The sequence below is a fragment of the Massilia sp. LMS1-1-1.1 genome (assembly GCF_040815535.1).
Lineage (GTDB): Bacteria > Pseudomonadota > Gammaproteobacteria > Burkholderiales > Burkholderiaceae_D > Janthinobacterium > Janthinobacterium aestuarii.
Map to the genome: position 1 here is coordinate 224,367 of NZ_JBFPNG010000056.1, position 14,727 is coordinate 239,093.

The 14,727-nt window shown below is 66.6% G+C and carries 13 protein-coding genes; 3 read left to right on the forward strand and 10 right to left on the reverse strand.

The window, feature by feature from the left end; translation table 11 throughout:
• The first annotated feature begins 1 nt into the window (after position 1).
• Together MRBLMS1_RS25660 and MRBLMS1_RS25665 are read left to right on the forward strand one after the other, a co-directional pair.
• Positions 2–1,219, forward strand: a complete 1,218-nt coding sequence (locus MRBLMS1_RS25660; RefSeq protein ID WP_485882972.1) for a TIGR04063 family PEP-CTERM/XrtA system glycosyltransferase — start codon at positions 2–4, stop codon at positions 1,217–1,219.
• Positions 1,216–3,651 (forward strand): glycosyltransferase, encoded by a 2,436-nt coding sequence (locus MRBLMS1_RS25665; RefSeq protein WP_485882974.1) that lies wholly within the window; start codon positions 1,216–1,218, stop codon positions 3,649–3,651. Before MRBLMS1_RS25660 ends, MRBLMS1_RS25665 begins: the two co-directional genes overlap by 4 nt.
• A 47-nt stretch (positions 3,652–3,698) precedes the next feature.
• Here the strand turns inward: MRBLMS1_RS25665 and MRBLMS1_RS25670 are convergent, their stop codons facing one another.
• The 4 genes from MRBLMS1_RS25670 to MRBLMS1_RS25685 all read right to left on the reverse strand — a co-directional run bounded on the left by MRBLMS1_RS25670 (position 3,699) and on the right by MRBLMS1_RS25685 (position 6,635).
• A complete protein-coding gene (locus MRBLMS1_RS25670) occupies positions 3,699–5,168 on the reverse strand; it encodes an aminotransferase-like domain-containing protein (protein WP_485882976.1) in 1,470 nt (489 codons plus the stop codon).
• Positions 5,169–5,178: 10 nt separating this feature from the next.
• Positions 5,179–5,763 carry a LysE family translocator gene (locus tag MRBLMS1_RS25675; protein WP_485882978.1) on the reverse strand — a complete coding sequence of 195 codons (585 nt, stop codon included), beginning with the start codon at positions 5,761–5,763 and terminating at the stop codon, positions 5,179–5,181.
• 165 nt (positions 5,764–5,928) lie between these two features.
• Entirely contained in the window at positions 5,929–6,405 is a 477-nt protein-coding gene (locus MRBLMS1_RS25680; protein ID WP_485882980.1) for a MepB family protein, read from the reverse strand.
• Positions 6,402–6,635 (reverse strand): hypothetical protein, encoded by a 234-nt coding sequence (locus tag MRBLMS1_RS25685; RefSeq protein ID WP_485882982.1) that lies wholly within the window; start codon positions 6,633–6,635, stop codon positions 6,402–6,404. The genes MRBLMS1_RS25680 and MRBLMS1_RS25685 overlap by 4 nt, the downstream gene beginning before the upstream one ends.
• A 96-nt stretch (positions 6,636–6,731) precedes the next feature.
• Here MRBLMS1_RS25685 and MRBLMS1_RS25690 point away from each other — a divergent pair, with 96 nt between their 5' ends.
• Positions 6,732–7,094 (forward strand): TfoX/Sxy family protein, encoded by a 363-nt coding sequence (locus tag MRBLMS1_RS25690; protein ID WP_485882984.1) that lies wholly within the window; start codon positions 6,732–6,734, stop codon positions 7,092–7,094.
• Here the strand turns inward: MRBLMS1_RS25690 and MRBLMS1_RS25695 are convergent.
• The 6 genes from MRBLMS1_RS25695 to MRBLMS1_RS25720 form a co-directional block, all read right to left on the reverse strand.
• Complete coding sequence (locus MRBLMS1_RS25695; protein WP_485882986.1) at positions 7,083–8,087, reverse strand: 2-hydroxyacid dehydrogenase; 1,005 nt, start codon at positions 8,085–8,087, stop codon at positions 7,083–7,085. The two genes, MRBLMS1_RS25690 and MRBLMS1_RS25695, sit on opposite strands and share 12 nt — an antisense overlap.
• A gap of 87 nt (positions 8,088–8,174) precedes the next feature.
• Positions 8,175–9,368 carry a hypothetical protein gene (locus MRBLMS1_RS25700; RefSeq protein WP_485882988.1) on the reverse strand — a complete coding sequence of 398 codons (1,194 nt, stop codon included), beginning with the start codon at positions 9,366–9,368 and terminating at the stop codon, positions 8,175–8,177.
• Positions 9,369–9,411: 43 nt separating this feature from the next.
• Complete coding sequence (locus MRBLMS1_RS25705; protein WP_485882990.1) at positions 9,412–10,602, reverse strand: hypothetical protein; 1,191 nt, start codon at positions 10,600–10,602, stop codon at positions 9,412–9,414.
• 2 nt (positions 10,603–10,604) lie between these two features.
• Positions 10,605–12,179, reverse strand: a complete 1,575-nt coding sequence (locus tag MRBLMS1_RS25710) for an MBOAT family O-acyltransferase (protein ID WP_485882992.1) — start codon at positions 12,177–12,179, stop codon at positions 10,605–10,607.
• Positions 12,169–13,242, reverse strand: a complete 1,074-nt coding sequence (locus tag MRBLMS1_RS25715) for a glycosyltransferase family 4 protein (protein ID WP_485882994.1) — start codon at positions 13,240–13,242, stop codon at positions 12,169–12,171. Before MRBLMS1_RS25715 ends, MRBLMS1_RS25710 begins: the two co-directional genes overlap by 11 nt.
• A gap of 2 nt (positions 13,243–13,244) precedes the next feature.
• Positions 13,245–14,717 carry a lipopolysaccharide biosynthesis protein gene (locus tag MRBLMS1_RS25720; protein ID WP_485882996.1) on the reverse strand — a complete coding sequence of 491 codons (1,473 nt, stop codon included), beginning with the start codon at positions 14,715–14,717 and terminating at the stop codon, positions 13,245–13,247.
• Positions 14,718–14,727: the final 10 nt, after the last annotated feature.

Genomic DNA, 14,727 nt, shown 5'->3' on the forward strand with positions numbered 1-14,727 from the left:
CATGCGCATCCTGCACATCCTCGACCACTCGCTGCCCCTGCACAGCGGCTACACGTTTCGCACCCTGGCCATCCTGCGGCAGCAGCGCGCGCTGGGCTGGCACACGACGCAGCTCACCAGTGCCAAGCAGGGGCCGTCCGATGGCGCGCAGCAGCTGGTCGACGGCTGGCATTTCTACCGCACGGCGCCCGATGCGCGCTGGTGGGCGCGCCTGCCCGTACTGCGGCAAGTGGCCGTCATCATCGGCCTGGCCATGCGCTTGCGCCGGCTGGCGCAACGCCTCAAACCGGACATCCTGCATGCGCATTCGCCCGCGCTGAACGCCATCGCCGCCCTCAACGCGGGCCGCGCGCTGGGCATCCCGGTCGTGTATGAAGTACGCGCCTTCTGGGAAGACGCGGCCGCCGACCATGGCAGCAGCCGGCCCGGCGGCTTGCGCTACCGGCTCACGCGCGCGCTGGAAACCTACGCGCTGCGCCGCGCCGACGCCGTCACCACCATCTGCGACGGCTTGCGGCGCGAGCTGTGCGCGCGCGGCGTGCCCGCGCATAAAATCACCGTGATTCCGAATGCCGTCGATGCGGGCGATTTCAATGTCTCTGATAATCCAGCACTGGCCCACACGCTGGGCTTGGATGGTCATCCTGTCATCGGCTTCATCGGCTCGTTCTACGCCTACGAGGGACTGGCCCTGCTGCTGCGCGCCATGCCGCGGATGCTGGCGGCGCAGCCGGCATTGCGGCTGCTGCTGGCCGGCGGCGGACCGCAGGATGCGGCGCTGCGGGCGCTGGCGGAGCAGCTGGGCATAGCCGACGCCGTGGTGTTCGCGGGCAGAGTGCCGCATGCGCAGGTGGCCGCCTATTATCAGCTGGTCGACATCTGCGTGTATCCGCGCCTGCCGATGCGCCTGACGGAGCTTGTGACGCCCTTGAAACCGTTAGAGGCGATGGCGCAGGGCCGTCTCGTGGTGGCGTCCGACGTGGGCGGCCACCGCGAACTGGTCGACCATGGCAAGACGGGCATGCTGTTTCGCGCCGGCGACACCGAGGCGCTGGCGCAAGCCATACTGGCCCTGCTGCAGGCGCCCGCCAGCTGGCCGGCGTTGCGGCAGCAGGCGCGCGCGTTTGTCGAGACGGAGCGCAGCTGGGGCGCCAGCGTGGGCCGCTATGCGCCCGTGTATGCCCGAGTGTCGGCGGAAGCGGCGGGAGCGGCGCCATGATCTTTACGGGGCTGCGCATCGCGCTGGTCGGTCCGCTGCCGCCGCCGGCCGGCGGCATGGCGAATCAAACGGCGCAACTGGCGCACAAGCTGCGTGAGGACGGCGCACAAGTGCAGCTGCTGGCCGTCAACGGTCCGCATCTGCCGCCGTGGCTGGCGCGCATCCGCTACCTGCGCGCCGCGCTGCGCCTGCCCCTGCTGCTGTGGCGCTTGTGGCGCACGGCCAATACGGTCGACCTGTTCCACATCATGGCCAATTCCGGCTGGTCCTGGCATCTGCAGGCCGCGCCCGCGCTGTGGATCGCCAGCCTGAAAGGCAAGCCTGCCTTGCTCAACTACCGGGGCGGCGAAGCGGCAGCCTTCCTGGCCCGCTCGCCGCGCCTGGTGGCGTTCAGCCTGCGCCGCGCCAGTGCCATCGTCGTGCCGTCGGCCTATCTGGCCGGCGTCTTCGAGCAGTACGGCCATACGGCCCACATCGTGCCGAACATGGTCGACTTGCAGCGATTCAGGCCGGCCACGCCACGCACAGCAGCCGCAGACGCCCCGTGCATACTCGTGGCGCGGCACCTGGAAAGCCTGTACGACAACGCCAGCGCCGTGCGCGCCTTCGCCATCGTGCGAGAGGCGTTTCCCGCAGCGCGCCTGGTGCTGGCCGGCGGCGGGCCCGAGCGCGCGGCGCTGGCGCGCCTGGCCAGGTCCCTTGGCGTGACCGACGCCGTGCGTTTTACCGGCCCCGTCGACAACGCCGCCATGCCGGCCCTGTACCAGGCCAGCGACATCGTCCTCAATCCCAGCCTGGCCGACAACATGCCCAATTCCGTGCTCGAAGCGCTGGCCTGCGGCGTGCCGGTCGTCAGTACCAACGTGGGCGGCATCCCCGCCCTGCTGCAGGACGGCGTGACGGCGCTGCTGGTGCCGCCCGGCGGCCCTGCCGCCATGGCGCACGCCATCCTGGCGCTGCTACGCGACCCGGCGCGCACGCGGCAGCAAGTGCAGGCGGGCCTGGCGCACGCCGCCACCTTCGGCTGGCCCGACATCGCGCCCAGGCTGGCCGCCCATTACCGCCGCATCCGCGCCGCGCCGCGCCCCGGCGCCTACACGCGCCTCGTCGCCCACTGGCTGTTTCCCCTGCATGAATGCTGCAAGGGTCACCACAGCGCGCGCCTGCTGCGCCGGATGGAACGCTCGCAATGGTGGAGCACCGAGCAACTGCAACAGTGGCAGCTGGCAAGCCTGCGCGCGCTGCTGCGCCATGCGGCCTATCACGTGCCCTACTACCGCGCCCTGTTCGAGCGCAGCGGTTTCGACCCCGAGCAAGTCAGGCAACTGGCCGACTTGTCCCGCTTGCCGCTGCTGAGGAAGCGCGACATCGCCGCCGCGCGCGACAGCTTCAAGTCCACCCGCGCCGTGGGCCTGCGCCCGTTCGCCACGGGCGGCTCCAGCGGCGAGCCGCTGCAGTTTTTCCTCGGCCGGCGCAGGATCAGCCACGACATCGCCGCCAAGTGGCGCGCCACGCGCTGGTGGGGCGTCGACATCGGCGACCGCGAAGCCGTGCTGTGGGGCTCGCCCATCGAGCTGCATGCGCAAGACCGCGTGCGCCGCCTGCGCGACGCGCTGCTGCGCACCACCCTGCTGCCCGCGTTCGCCATGTCGCCCGCGCGCCTGGACGGCTACGTGCAGCAATTGCGCCGCTGGCGCCCGCGCATGCTGTTCGGCTACCCGTCGGCCCTGTGCCGCATCGCCAGCCATGCCGCGGCACGCGACCTGCCGCTCGACGGCTTGGGCGTGAAAGTGGCGTTCGTCACGGCCGAGCGCCTGTACGACGAACAACGCGCACAGATCGCCACCGCCTTCGCCTGCCCCGTGGCCAATGGCTACGGCGGGCGCGACGCGGGTTTCATCGCCCACGAGTGCCCGGAAGGCGGCATGCACATCACGGCCGAAGACATCATCGTGGAAATCGTCGATGGCCAGGGCAAGCCATTGCCCCCAGGGGCCACGGGCGAAATCGTCGTCACGCATCTGGCCACGCAAGACTACCCGTTCATCCGCTACGCCACGGGCGACGTGGGCGCGCTGGGCACCGAACCATGCGCCTGCGGCCGCGGTCTGCCCCTGCTGCAGAAAATCGAAGGCCGCAGCACGGATTTCCTTACGGCGGTCGATGGCACCGTCATGCACGGCCTGGCCCTCGTCTACATCGTGCGCGAACTGCCGCAAGTGCGCAGTTTTAAAATCATCCAGGAAAGCCTGCTGCGCACGCGCGTGCTGCTTGTCTGCCTGCCAAGCCTGGACGACACCACGCGCGCCACCATCGTCACCGGCTTCCAGGCCAGGCTGGGCGCGCAGGTCGACATCGCCGTCGAGGAAGTCGACGAGATCGCGGCGGAGGCGTCGGGGAAGTACCGCTATGTGGTGAGCAAGGTGGCGTAGGCAGGCTGCCTACGATGACCTGGCCGGCAGTTCACCCTATTCAACGGTTAAAGCGTTGAAAAACCGCTTTTGGCGGCGCCGCTGGCGCGGGCCAGGCTTGAGCGCGCGCCAGCCACCGCGCGCAGGCGTTCTTCAAGGTAGGCGCTCACGCGCGGATGCTGGCTGAAAGCGACGTTGAAGCGGATGTGCTGGTCGGGCGTGTCGTTGGCCGAGAACGCTGAGCCGCGCATCAGCAGGATCTTGTTGCGGTAGGCGTCCTGCACCAGCAAGTCCACGTCCAGCCCTTCGGGCATCGTGCCCCACAGGAAAATGCCTGCATCGCCCGGCTGCTCGAACAGCACGCCGGCCGCCTGCAATTGCCGCGTGCTGGCGTTGCGCGCCACCATGATCTTGCGTTGCAGCCGCTCCAGGTGCTTGCGCAGGTTGCCGGCCTTGAGCACTTCCAGCAGCACGTATTCATTCAGCGCAGGCAAGGTCATGATGGAATGGATCTTGGTGCGCATCAGCAGCTTGAGCAGGTTGGGCGCCGCGGCCAGGTAGCCCATGCGCAGGGCCGGGCTCAGCGCCTTGCACAGGCTCGAGTAGTAGATCACGCCGTCCAGTCCGGACAGCGATGCGAGCCGCGTGCTGTGGCCGTGCTGGAAATGGCCGTGCACGTCGTCTTCGGCGATCAGGAAGCCATACTGCTGCGCCATGATCAGCACCTTGTGCAGGTTGGCGGCGCTGCTGCTCCAGCCGGTGGGATTGTGCAAAGCCGTCTGCATGAACAGCAGGCGCGGACGGTGCATGCGGCAGGCCGCTTCCAGTTCGTCCAGGTCGAGGCCATCGGGGCGGCGCTTGATGGGCACCAGGCGCACGCCGTCCTGGCGCAGCCTGCCGAACATCAGGAAGTATCCGGGGTCTTCCACCAGCACCGTATCGCCGGGCTGCAGAAACGTGCGGCAGATCAGATCGATGGCATGGGTGCCGCCGAAGGTGGTGAGGATGTGGCTGGCGTCCGCAGCGATGCCGATGCCGCGCAACAGCAGCGCGATCTGCTCGCGCAGTTCGGCCAGCCCTTGCGGCGGACAGCGCGAGGCCATGCCGGCCGTGCTGCGCGCCAGGCCACGTTGCACGGCGGCGGCCGGCAGCGCATCCTGCAGCCACGTGGGCGGCAAGGCGCCGCTGCTGGCCAGCAGCACGCCCGGCCGCTGGTCGTTCACTTGCTGGCTCAGCCACACCGGCTCCTGCTCCTGGCCCGCTTCCAGCGCCACCTCGTCGGGGACGGCGCGGCTGGCGTCGGTGGGCGCGCAGACGAAGAAGCCCGCCGTGCCGTGCGTATCGATGACGCCTGCGGCCACCAGCCTGTCATACGCCACCACCACGGTATTGGTGCTGACCGCAAGTTGCGTGGCGAGCTGGCGAATCGACGGCAGCCTGGTCCCGCCAGGCAGGACGCGTTGCGCGATCTGCTGACGCAATGCGGCTTCGATCTGCTTGAACAGGGCAATGGGCGAGGAGCGGTCGATGGCGAACATGGGTGGCAGTCTAGCGTAAAAACGTCACGGCGAGGACCAGCAGGATGGCCCCCATCGCCAGATTGAATATGCGCTGGTTGCGGGGTGCCTTCAGCACGCTGCGGATCGAGACGCCGAACAGCGCCCACATGGCGTTGCACGGCATGCCCACCACGGTGCCGGTCACGGACACCAGCATCGCGCTGGCGAGCATATTGCCCTGCGCAGGCATGAAGACGGACGCCATGGTGACCGCCTTGAGCCAGCTCTTGGGATTCAGCGCCTGGAACAGCGCCGCCTGCGCAAACGACACGGCCTGCGGTGCGCCGGTTCCCGCCACCGACGCGCCGGCAAGCTTCCAGGCCAAGAACATCAGGTACAGCGCGCCCGCGATCCGCAGCACCTGCTGCGCCATCGGGTACGCAACGAACACGCTGCCCAGACCCACGCACATGAGCATGGTCTGCACGAAGATGCCGGCCTGGATGCCGAGGATCACCGGCAGCGCACCGCGACAGCCGAAGTTGGCGCCGGTGGTGGCCAGCATGACGTTGTTCGGTCCGGGCGTGGCGGACATCACAAAGCAATAGCTCATCAGGGGCAGGAGTTCGGTCATGGCAGGCAGTCGCAGCGTGGAGAAGGCCCCAGTCTAGAAGCGCGGCACGGCAGGGACAAGGCACAAGGCGCCGCATGCAAGCACATGCTGTATCAGTCGAACGACTGCTACAGCGGCGATACAGGCCGCAGAGTCAGCGGGCCGTCCGCTGAAAAAACGCACGCTTCATTCCCCGAACAGCTGTCCCAGCCTTTGCTGATCCCCTGGCGCCACAAAGCACGCCCCCTGCCAGCGCTGCGTGCGCTGCGCCTGGCCTGATTCCGGCGCACACCACGGCGGATACACACGCAGCGCTCGCTTGCCGCCGTGGCCGGCGCGCGACATCACGCCCCGTTCCAGCAGCACCTTGCGCGGAAAAATGAAAAAGCCGTGCTGCGCGCCGTCGTCGCCGTCATCGTCGGCCACGGCGATGATGACGACGTCGACGGGGTCCGCTTCATCGAGCGGGGCGATCTCGGCGTCGGGATGGGGGCGCTTCCAGACGGTGACGAACTGGCCGGTCTTCGTCGGCGTGGTTTTGGCCACGCGCAAGACCAGGCGCTTGCCGTCCAGTTCGGCACGGCAGGCGCCGTAGTCCACGCTTTCCGCTTCCGGCACGGGCGCTTGCGGCAAGCCCAGGAAGGCCCAGGGGCTGGCCTTCATTGCGCGCTGAACTCGGCTGCGGCCTTGGCCGCCCACAGCGCTTCGGCGTGGCTGGCGAACGGGGTGTCGTAGCCATCGACCTTGCCGTCTTCATCGACAAAATACAGCCACCAGCCGTCGTCCTGCTCGCGGATGGCCGTGTGGCCCGGTGCGCAATGGGTGTCGATGGACTGGCCGGCCGTCAGGGTGGTGATGGTGATGCCGCGGTGAATGATATGCTGGGGTGTCATGGGGTGAAATCGTGCAAGAAAATCAATGGCCATAGTGTAGCCTCGCCCGACCATCCTGGCCAGTGCGTTACACTGATCGTTCACACGGAGGACGACATGGCATCACAGCAAGGCACGGTGGATTTTTTGCTCGACCAGATGGCGGGCGCGGGCAGCATCAGCGCGAAAAAAATGTTTGGCGAGTATGGCTTGTATTGCGACGGCAAGATGTTCGCCATCGTCGCCGACGACCAGCTCTTCATCAAGCCGACGGACGCGGGCCGCGCCTGGATCAGCGCGCAAGGCACGCTGCAGGAAGCGCCGCCCTACCCGCAAGCCAAGCCGTATTTCCTCATCGATGGCGGGCTGTGGGATGAGCGCGACTGGCTGAGTCAACTGGCGCGGCGCACGGCGGACGCCTTGCCGATGCCGAAACCCAAGCCGCCACCCAAGCCCAAAAAACAGGCGTCAGCCAGCTAGTACGCTGTTTTCGCATTGCTTGCCCTGGCGGAAGCATTGCAGGTTGTGATACGTGATGGCGGCGATTTCGCGCAGCGCTTCGCTGGTGAAAAAGCCCTGGTGGCCCGTGACCAGCACGTTCGGGAACGTCATCAATCGCTGGAAGATGTCGTCGTCGATGATGTCGGACGAGCGGTCCTGGAAGAACAGATTGCTTTCCTGCTCGTACACATCGATGGCCAGAGAGCCCAGCTGGCGCGATTTCAATGCCTCGATGACGGCGCCCGTGTCGATCAGGCCGCCGCGCGAGGTGTTCACCAGCATGGCGCCCTTCTTCATCAGCGGCAAGGTTTCTTCGCTGATCATGTGGCGCGTGCTTTCCATCAAAGGGCAATGCAGCGAGACGATGTCGGACTCGGCCAGCAGCCGCGGCAGTTCCACCATCGTGCCCAGCTCGGTGAACGCGGGCGCCGGATACGGGTCGTGGCCCAGCACCGTGCAACCGAACCCCTTGAAAATGCGCGCCGTGGCCAGGCCGATCTTGCCCGTGCCGACGATACCCACCGTCTTGCCGAACAAAGTGGCGCCCAGCAAGCCATCGAGCGAGAAATTGCCTTCGCGCACGCGGGCATAGGCGCGGTGCGTGTGGCGGTTCAGCGTTTGCACGAGGGCCAGCGTGTATTCGGCCACGGCTTCCGGAGAATACGCGGGTACGCGGGCGACGAACAGGCCCAGGCGTTTGGCCGCTTCGAGGTCGAGGTTGTTGTAGCCGGCGCAGCGCAGCAGGATGGCGCGCACGCCGTAGCCGTGCAGGGATTCGAGCACGGGCGCGTCGAGCACGTCGTTGACGAAAACGCAGACGGCGTCCGCGCCTTGCGCCAGGACCACGGTTTCCTGGCTCAGCAAGGCGCTGTGGTAGACCAGTTCGATGCCGGCGGCGTCGGGTTGGGACGGCAAGGCTTCATCGAAGAAACGGCGGTCGTAGGGCTGGCTGGCAAAGAAGGCGATTTTCATGGGGCGTCCTGGAACTTGCTGGATGGCAAAACACCATCATAGCGCAAGCGCCCTGCCTCACGGTGTACGCCTGGCTCTCTTGGCCGCCTATTGGGGTTCGCGGGGCAAGGTCAGCACGTGGCGCAGATACGCCGTTTCCTCGGCGTGCTGCGCATGATAACGCTCGCGCGCAACGCGCATGGCCGCCTGGTGGGCCGCGATGCCGCTTTCCGTCAGCTCGACGCCGAAGTCCGCCGGCGGCTGCTCGGGGCCGCCGAACAGGCGCGCCAGGATGAAGCGGCCCACATTGTCGCGGTAGTGCGACGCTTCCCAGTAATAGCGCATCGCGCCCGCGCCCGTCACCTGCGGGATAGGCTCGCTGGTGACGCTGTTGAAGCCAGAAAAATCAACCAGGCGCACGTCGCAACCCAGGCGCCGGTAGCGTCCGGCCATCTGCGCCAGGTCGCGCTGCCAGGCTTCCATGGCGTCCCACTTGCCGCGCCAGTATAGGGCGTCGAGCGTGAGCGCGTGCGTGGGATTGATGTACAGACGCAAGCGCGTGCCGCCACGGCACAGCTTGCCGACGCTGGCATCGAAGGCTTGCAGCGCGGGTGCGGTCGGGCCCAGGCCGTCGCCGAATTCCTGCAGGCGCGGCTTGAAGGCGCGCGCCGTGCCGACCCAGACGCGGTTGCGGCTGGTGAGGCAGGACTCGTCGCGCTGGCCGTACAGGGCCAGGCTTGACAGACAGACGCCGTCATAGGTGCCGTTGAGGATGCGCCAGCTATCTTGTGTCATGTCCACGGTCAGGCCGCGCTTGATGTTGAGCAAGGCGCGCCGCGCGAAAAACGCGGGAGCGGGATCCGTCAAGCCCGGCTCCACGCCGGCCGAGCCCAGTTCCAGCGAGAACGAGGGCGCGTCGATGCCCCACACCATGGTGTCGACATGGCTGACCGTGGCCGCGTGTTCTGCCAGGCGGATGGCCTCGCCGATCGAGGCGCCCGAGACGGCGCTGTTGAAGACGCTCTTGCCATCGAACAGGGTACGCATGCTGCTCGTAGGCAAGCCCATTTCCGTGCGCGAATTGCCGATATAGACGATGGCGGGCCGGTAGCGCGCCACCGCATACGTCTTGCTCCACACGCTGAGTTTTTCGGTCGTCGGCCGCAAGCGCTGCAGCAGCGGGCTGTCCCACTGGTGCAGCAAATAGGGATCGACGTGGTAATTGACGGCGGAAACGAGGGCCAGCGCAGCCAGCGCGCAGGCAAGGAAGATGGCGAGGTAGCGGCGGGCGTTGGTATCCATGGTCGGCATTGGAAGTAGAGAAATGGCATTGCGGCGTCTTGCATCAACGCCGGATCAGCGGCCCGTCCAGCACCCGCTCCGTATAAGCCGCTTCGCGCGCGTGTTCCAGGCGATAGCGGTCGCGCGCCGCGCGTGTGGCCGCGTGGTGGTCGTCGATGTTGGCCTGCGTCAGTTCCACGCCGAAATCGGCCGGCGGCGGCGTGTCGCCGCCAAACAGGCGCGCCAGGATCAAGCGGCCCACATTGTCGCGGTAGTGCGACACTTCCCAGTAATAATGCATGTCGGGCTTGCCGCTGACGAGCGGGGTCGCTTCCGTCGTGATGCTGTTAAAGCCGGAAAAATCATACAAGCGCACGTCGCAGCCCTGCTGGCGGTGGCGCTCGGTGATCTGCACCAGGCCGCGCTGCCAGGTCTGCATGGCATCCCACTTGCCGCGCCAGTGCAGCGCGTACAGGGTCAGCGCGTGCGTGGGGTTGATGTACATGCGCAGACGCACGCCGCTACTGCACAGCTTGGCTATGCTGGCATCAAACGCGGGTATCGAGGGCGGCGTCGGGCCCTGGCCATCGCCAAACTCCTGCAGCCGCACGGGAATGGCGTCCTTCGTTCCCAGCCAGTGCCGTATGCCTTTCAGGGTGCAGGTCTCGTCGCGCTGCCCATACCGGGCCAGGTTGGAACGGCAGACATCACCCGCATTGCCGGTGAGGATGCGCACGCTGTCCTCCGTCATGTCCAGGGTCAGGCCACGCTTCAGGTTGACGAGGGCGCGCTGGGCGAAAAAGCCGTGCCGGGCGCCCGTCAGGCTGTCTTCCACCCGCGCCGCACCCATGTCCAGGGAAAACGTGGGCGCATCGATGCCCCACACCATGGTCTCGACGCGGCTGACCCTGGCCGCATGCTCGGCCAGGCGGATGGCGTCGCCGATCGAGGCGCCGGACACGGCGCTGTTGAAGATGCTCTTGCCGTCGAACAAGGCACGCACGCCCGTCGGCAAGCCCAGTTCCGTGCGCGAATTGCCGATGTAAATGATGGCCGGCCGGTAGCGCGCCACGGCATAGGTCTTGGCCCAGGCGCCCAGCTTTTCATTCAATTGGCGCGGGCGCTGCACCAAGGGACTGTCCCACTGGTGCAGCAAATAGGGATCGACCTGGTAGTTCAGCAACGAGATGCCGCCCAGCACCAGAAAGACGCAAGCGAGAAAGCAGACAAGATAGCGGCGGCCGGACGTATCCATGGTCAGAACTGGAAGTAAAGAAATTCGGTGACCCGGTTCATGCCGAAGATGCAGGCGACGAACAGCGCGGCCAAGCCCACGCTCCAGCGCGAGGTGGGCCGCCAGCTGAAGGACCAGCGCCCTGCGGGCTGAAAGATTCTTTCAATCGCAGGCTCATAGAGAAAGAATATTTCTTGCGTATTGGGCACCTTGAAGGCCAGCAGCATCGCCGCCAGCAGCACGGGCAAGCCTGGCCCTGCCAGTTCGATCCAGCGGATGCCGTCGAACACGGGATGCAGGCCCCACTGCGCCAGGCTCGATGCCTGGCTGGCCAGGCCGCGCGGCAGGCTCACGCCGTTCGCCCCCACCAGCGCACCCGTGATATCCCAGGCCGTGGCCACGTCGGGCGCGCGGAAGAAGACCCAGGCCAGCATGACGGCAAGAAAGGTCAGGACGCCGGGCCACCAGCGCAGCCAGCAGTAGCCCGGCGCCGCGCCAAACACCCGTTGCCAGCCCTGCTGCAGCACCAGGTACAGGCCGTGCAAGCCGCCCCAGATGACAAACGTCCAGCCGGCCCCATGCCACAGGCCGCCCAGCAGCATGGTCAGCATCAGGTTGCGGTAGCGCATGGCTTCGCCGCGCCGGCTGCCGCCCAGCGGGATATATAAATAGTCGCGCAGGAAACGCGACAAGGTCATGTGCCAGCGGCGCCAGAAGTCGGCGATATTGGCCGCCTTGTAGGGCGAGTTGAAGTTCAGCGGCAATTTCACGCCAAACAGGCGCGACAGGCCGATGGCCATGTCCGAATAGCCGGAAAAGTCGAAATACAGCTGGAAAGTATAGGCCAGCACGCCGATCCACGCCTCGATCAGGGTCGGCTCGGCCCCTGCCACGAAGATGGGGATGGCCAGCGGCGACAGGTTGTCGGCGATCAGCACTTTTTTTGCCAGGCCTATCGTGAAAATCGACAGGCCGATGGCGAAATTGGCGGCGCGCGGATGGGCGTTGGCGGGGTCGGCGAACTGCGGCATCATGTCGCGGTGGTGCAGCACGGGGCCGGCGATCAGGTGGGGGAAATAGCTGACGAACAGCACGTAATGGATGAAGCGGTATTCGCGCACCTCGCCCCGGTAGCAATCGACGAGGAAGGCGATCTGCGTGAAGGTAAAGAAAGAGATGCCGATCGGCAGGATGATGTCGAGGCCGTGCCACGGCAGGCTGTCAGCGCCAGCACCAGCGGTCACGGCGACGGCATTGACGCTGTCGATGAAGAAATTCGCATACTTGTAGTAGGCGAGCAGCCCCAGGTTCAGCACCAGCGCCACGACCAGCGCCCGCTTGCGGGCTGCGCCCGCGCGCGCGCCAATCAGCCGCCCCGCGCCGTAATTGACGCAGATGGACGCCAGCAGCAGCGGCAGGTAGCGCGCGTCCCACCAGGCGTAGAAGAACAGCGAGGCAAGCGCCAGCCACGTCGCGGGGGCCAGGCGGCGCCAGCTGGTGGACGTGCCGGCGCCAGGTGCCAGGCGGTCCAGCAGAAAATAGCCTGCCAGCACGATGGGCAGATAGCCGAACAGGAAGGCGAAGGAGTTAAACAGCATGTTGCCTCCTGGCAGGCTGCGACTGCGCCTGGTAGTAACAATCGGCAATCTGGGCCGCCACCCGTTCCCACGTAAAGCGTTCCACGAGGGCTTGCACGCGCGAGCGTTCGGGCGGCAGCGCCAGCAGTTCGAGGATGGCCTGGCGCTGCGCGGTGCCGTCGTCCCAGCGCACCTTGCGCAGCGCAAACGCGGAATCGGGCAAGTCCAGCGCGCTTTGTGCCGTCATGACGACGGGCGTACCGGCCGCCAGCGCTTCGAGCACGCTCAGGGGAAACACCTCGCCCTGGCTGGGCAAGGCCGCCACGGCCGCGGCATGGTAGGCGCTGGCCAGCAGCGGGTCGGCATGGTCGAGCGCGCCCAGCCAGCTGACGTGCGGCAAGTCCAGCAGCAGTTGCAGATACGCCTGCTGTTCGCGCGGCGCGGCGCCGATCAGCACCAGGGGCAAGCCGGCGCCCGCCAGCGCCTGCGCCAGTCCCAGCTGGTTTTTATACGGCGAAATACTGCCCACCATCAGCACGAAGGGCCCGGCGATGCCCGTTTCGCGCAGGAACAGGTCGCCATTGGCCGTGAAGAAATGCGGGTTGATGCCATTTGGCAAGACGCGGATGGCGTCGGGTGGCATGCCGAAACCTTGCACGATGGCGTCGCGCTCGGCCTCGCCCAAGGCGATCACCACGTCGGCCAGCTGCAGGGCGCGCCGGGTTTGCGCATAGCTCGTTTGCACCATCCATTCCGTCAGGCGCCCCGCCAGCCGGTCGGCCAGCCGTGCGCGCCAGGCGCTGGCGCGGCCCCAGCCAGGCGACAGCAGCGGCGACAGCACGACGGGCACGCCTTGCTCGCTGGCCATTTCCATGATGCGGTAGGTGCCATTGCTCGCTGAAAACACGTGCAGCATGTCGAAATCGGCCAGCCGCTGATGGTTGGCGTCGACCAGTTCCACCTCCAGCGGACGCGCCGGCTGCTGGGGCAGCCGGTTCAGCGCGGCAATGGTTTCGCGTACCTGGATCTGCAAGCCGCCGTCGCGCTGGAACAGCATCGGGTAGGACAAGATACCGACACGCATGGTCATCCTTTCGTGCATTTGACTGCCAGCCATCGGCCAGCGAGCTTGCGTTGCAACAACAGAAACTCGCCAGCGAGCTCATGTTTCAACAGGAACAGACCGGCCAGCCAGCACAGCAAGGTAGCCAGCGCCGTGCCCATCAGCGCCAGCAGCGCCGGGGTGTCCGTTGGCAGCCACAGCAGCGAAGCGACGGGCGCGACGGCGCTGACAACGCAAAGCAGCAGACTCTTGCGCAGTGCCCGCGCCAGGATGCGCCAGTCCAGTGCGCTCAAGCGCCGCAGGCAGCGGTAGTTCAGCCAGCTGCGCAGCACATTGCTGAGCACCACGGCCCAGGCCACGGCCACCAGGCCGAACGGCGCCGCGGCCAGCAGCAGCGCCACTTTGATGACGCCAGCGCAGGCATCGAGCCGCACCTGCGCATGCAGCTGGCCCGTCGCCACGAACAGGTAGCGGGCCATGCTGAACATGCTATACACGGCCGAGGACAGGCACATGATGCGTATCAAGGGCACACAGCCTAGCCATTGCGTGCCATACAACACCTTGACCAAGGGCAAAGCCATGCAGGAGAGAAAGAGAAAAAACGGCCAGGCCAGCGCCGTCATGTAGCTGATCGTGCGCAAATACACGAGCTCCGCCCCGCCCTGCCCCCCATCACCCCGTGCGCGGGCCGCGAACAGGGGAAACACGACGGGAGAAATCGCGCTGGTGATGGCCTGGTTAAAGATATTGAGCACGCTTTGCGCCTTGCCGAACAGGGCCAGGCTTTCAATGCCGATCAGCTTGCCGATGATGAGGTCCGGCGCCGCCACGCCCGCCTCGTCAACGAGGCCGCCCCCCGTCGCATACGCACCAAAGCGGGCGATATCGCCCATGCCGCGCCGCCCCGGCAGCCACGGCAGCTCCCTGGGCCGCACCAGCAGGCTCACCAGCAGCGACGCGCAGGAACCGGCCAGCGCCGCCCACACCATGCTCATGTAGCTGTAGCCCTGCAGCGCCAGCAGCACGGCCACCAGCAGGTTGACGACGCTATTGGCCGCATTGATGGCGTAGATGGCGCGAAAGCGCAGTTGCCGGCGCAACATCGGTAACGTTAATGCGCTGAACGGTATCAGCAGGAAATTGATCGCCAGCAGGCGCAGCACGAGAGTCAGCCGGGGTTCGCCATAGAAATGCGCGAGCGGCGCGCTGGCCAGCAGCACCAAACCGGCCAGCAGCCAGGCGACGAGCAGGCTGGTGGCCAGCGCCGCGCGTAATTTCACGGTATCGAGCTGCTTTTCCTGGATCAGGTATTGCCCCACGCCAAAGTCGCGCACCACTTGCGCCAGCGCCACCAGCACGGCGCCCAGCGAATACACGCCCACTTCGGCCGGCGTCAGCAAACGCGACAGCACCATGGTGGCGACAATGCCCAGCAGCAGTACCGTGTATTTTTCGGCGAACGAAAAGAAAAACGAGTGGCGGGTGGCGCTCATGCGGGCCGCC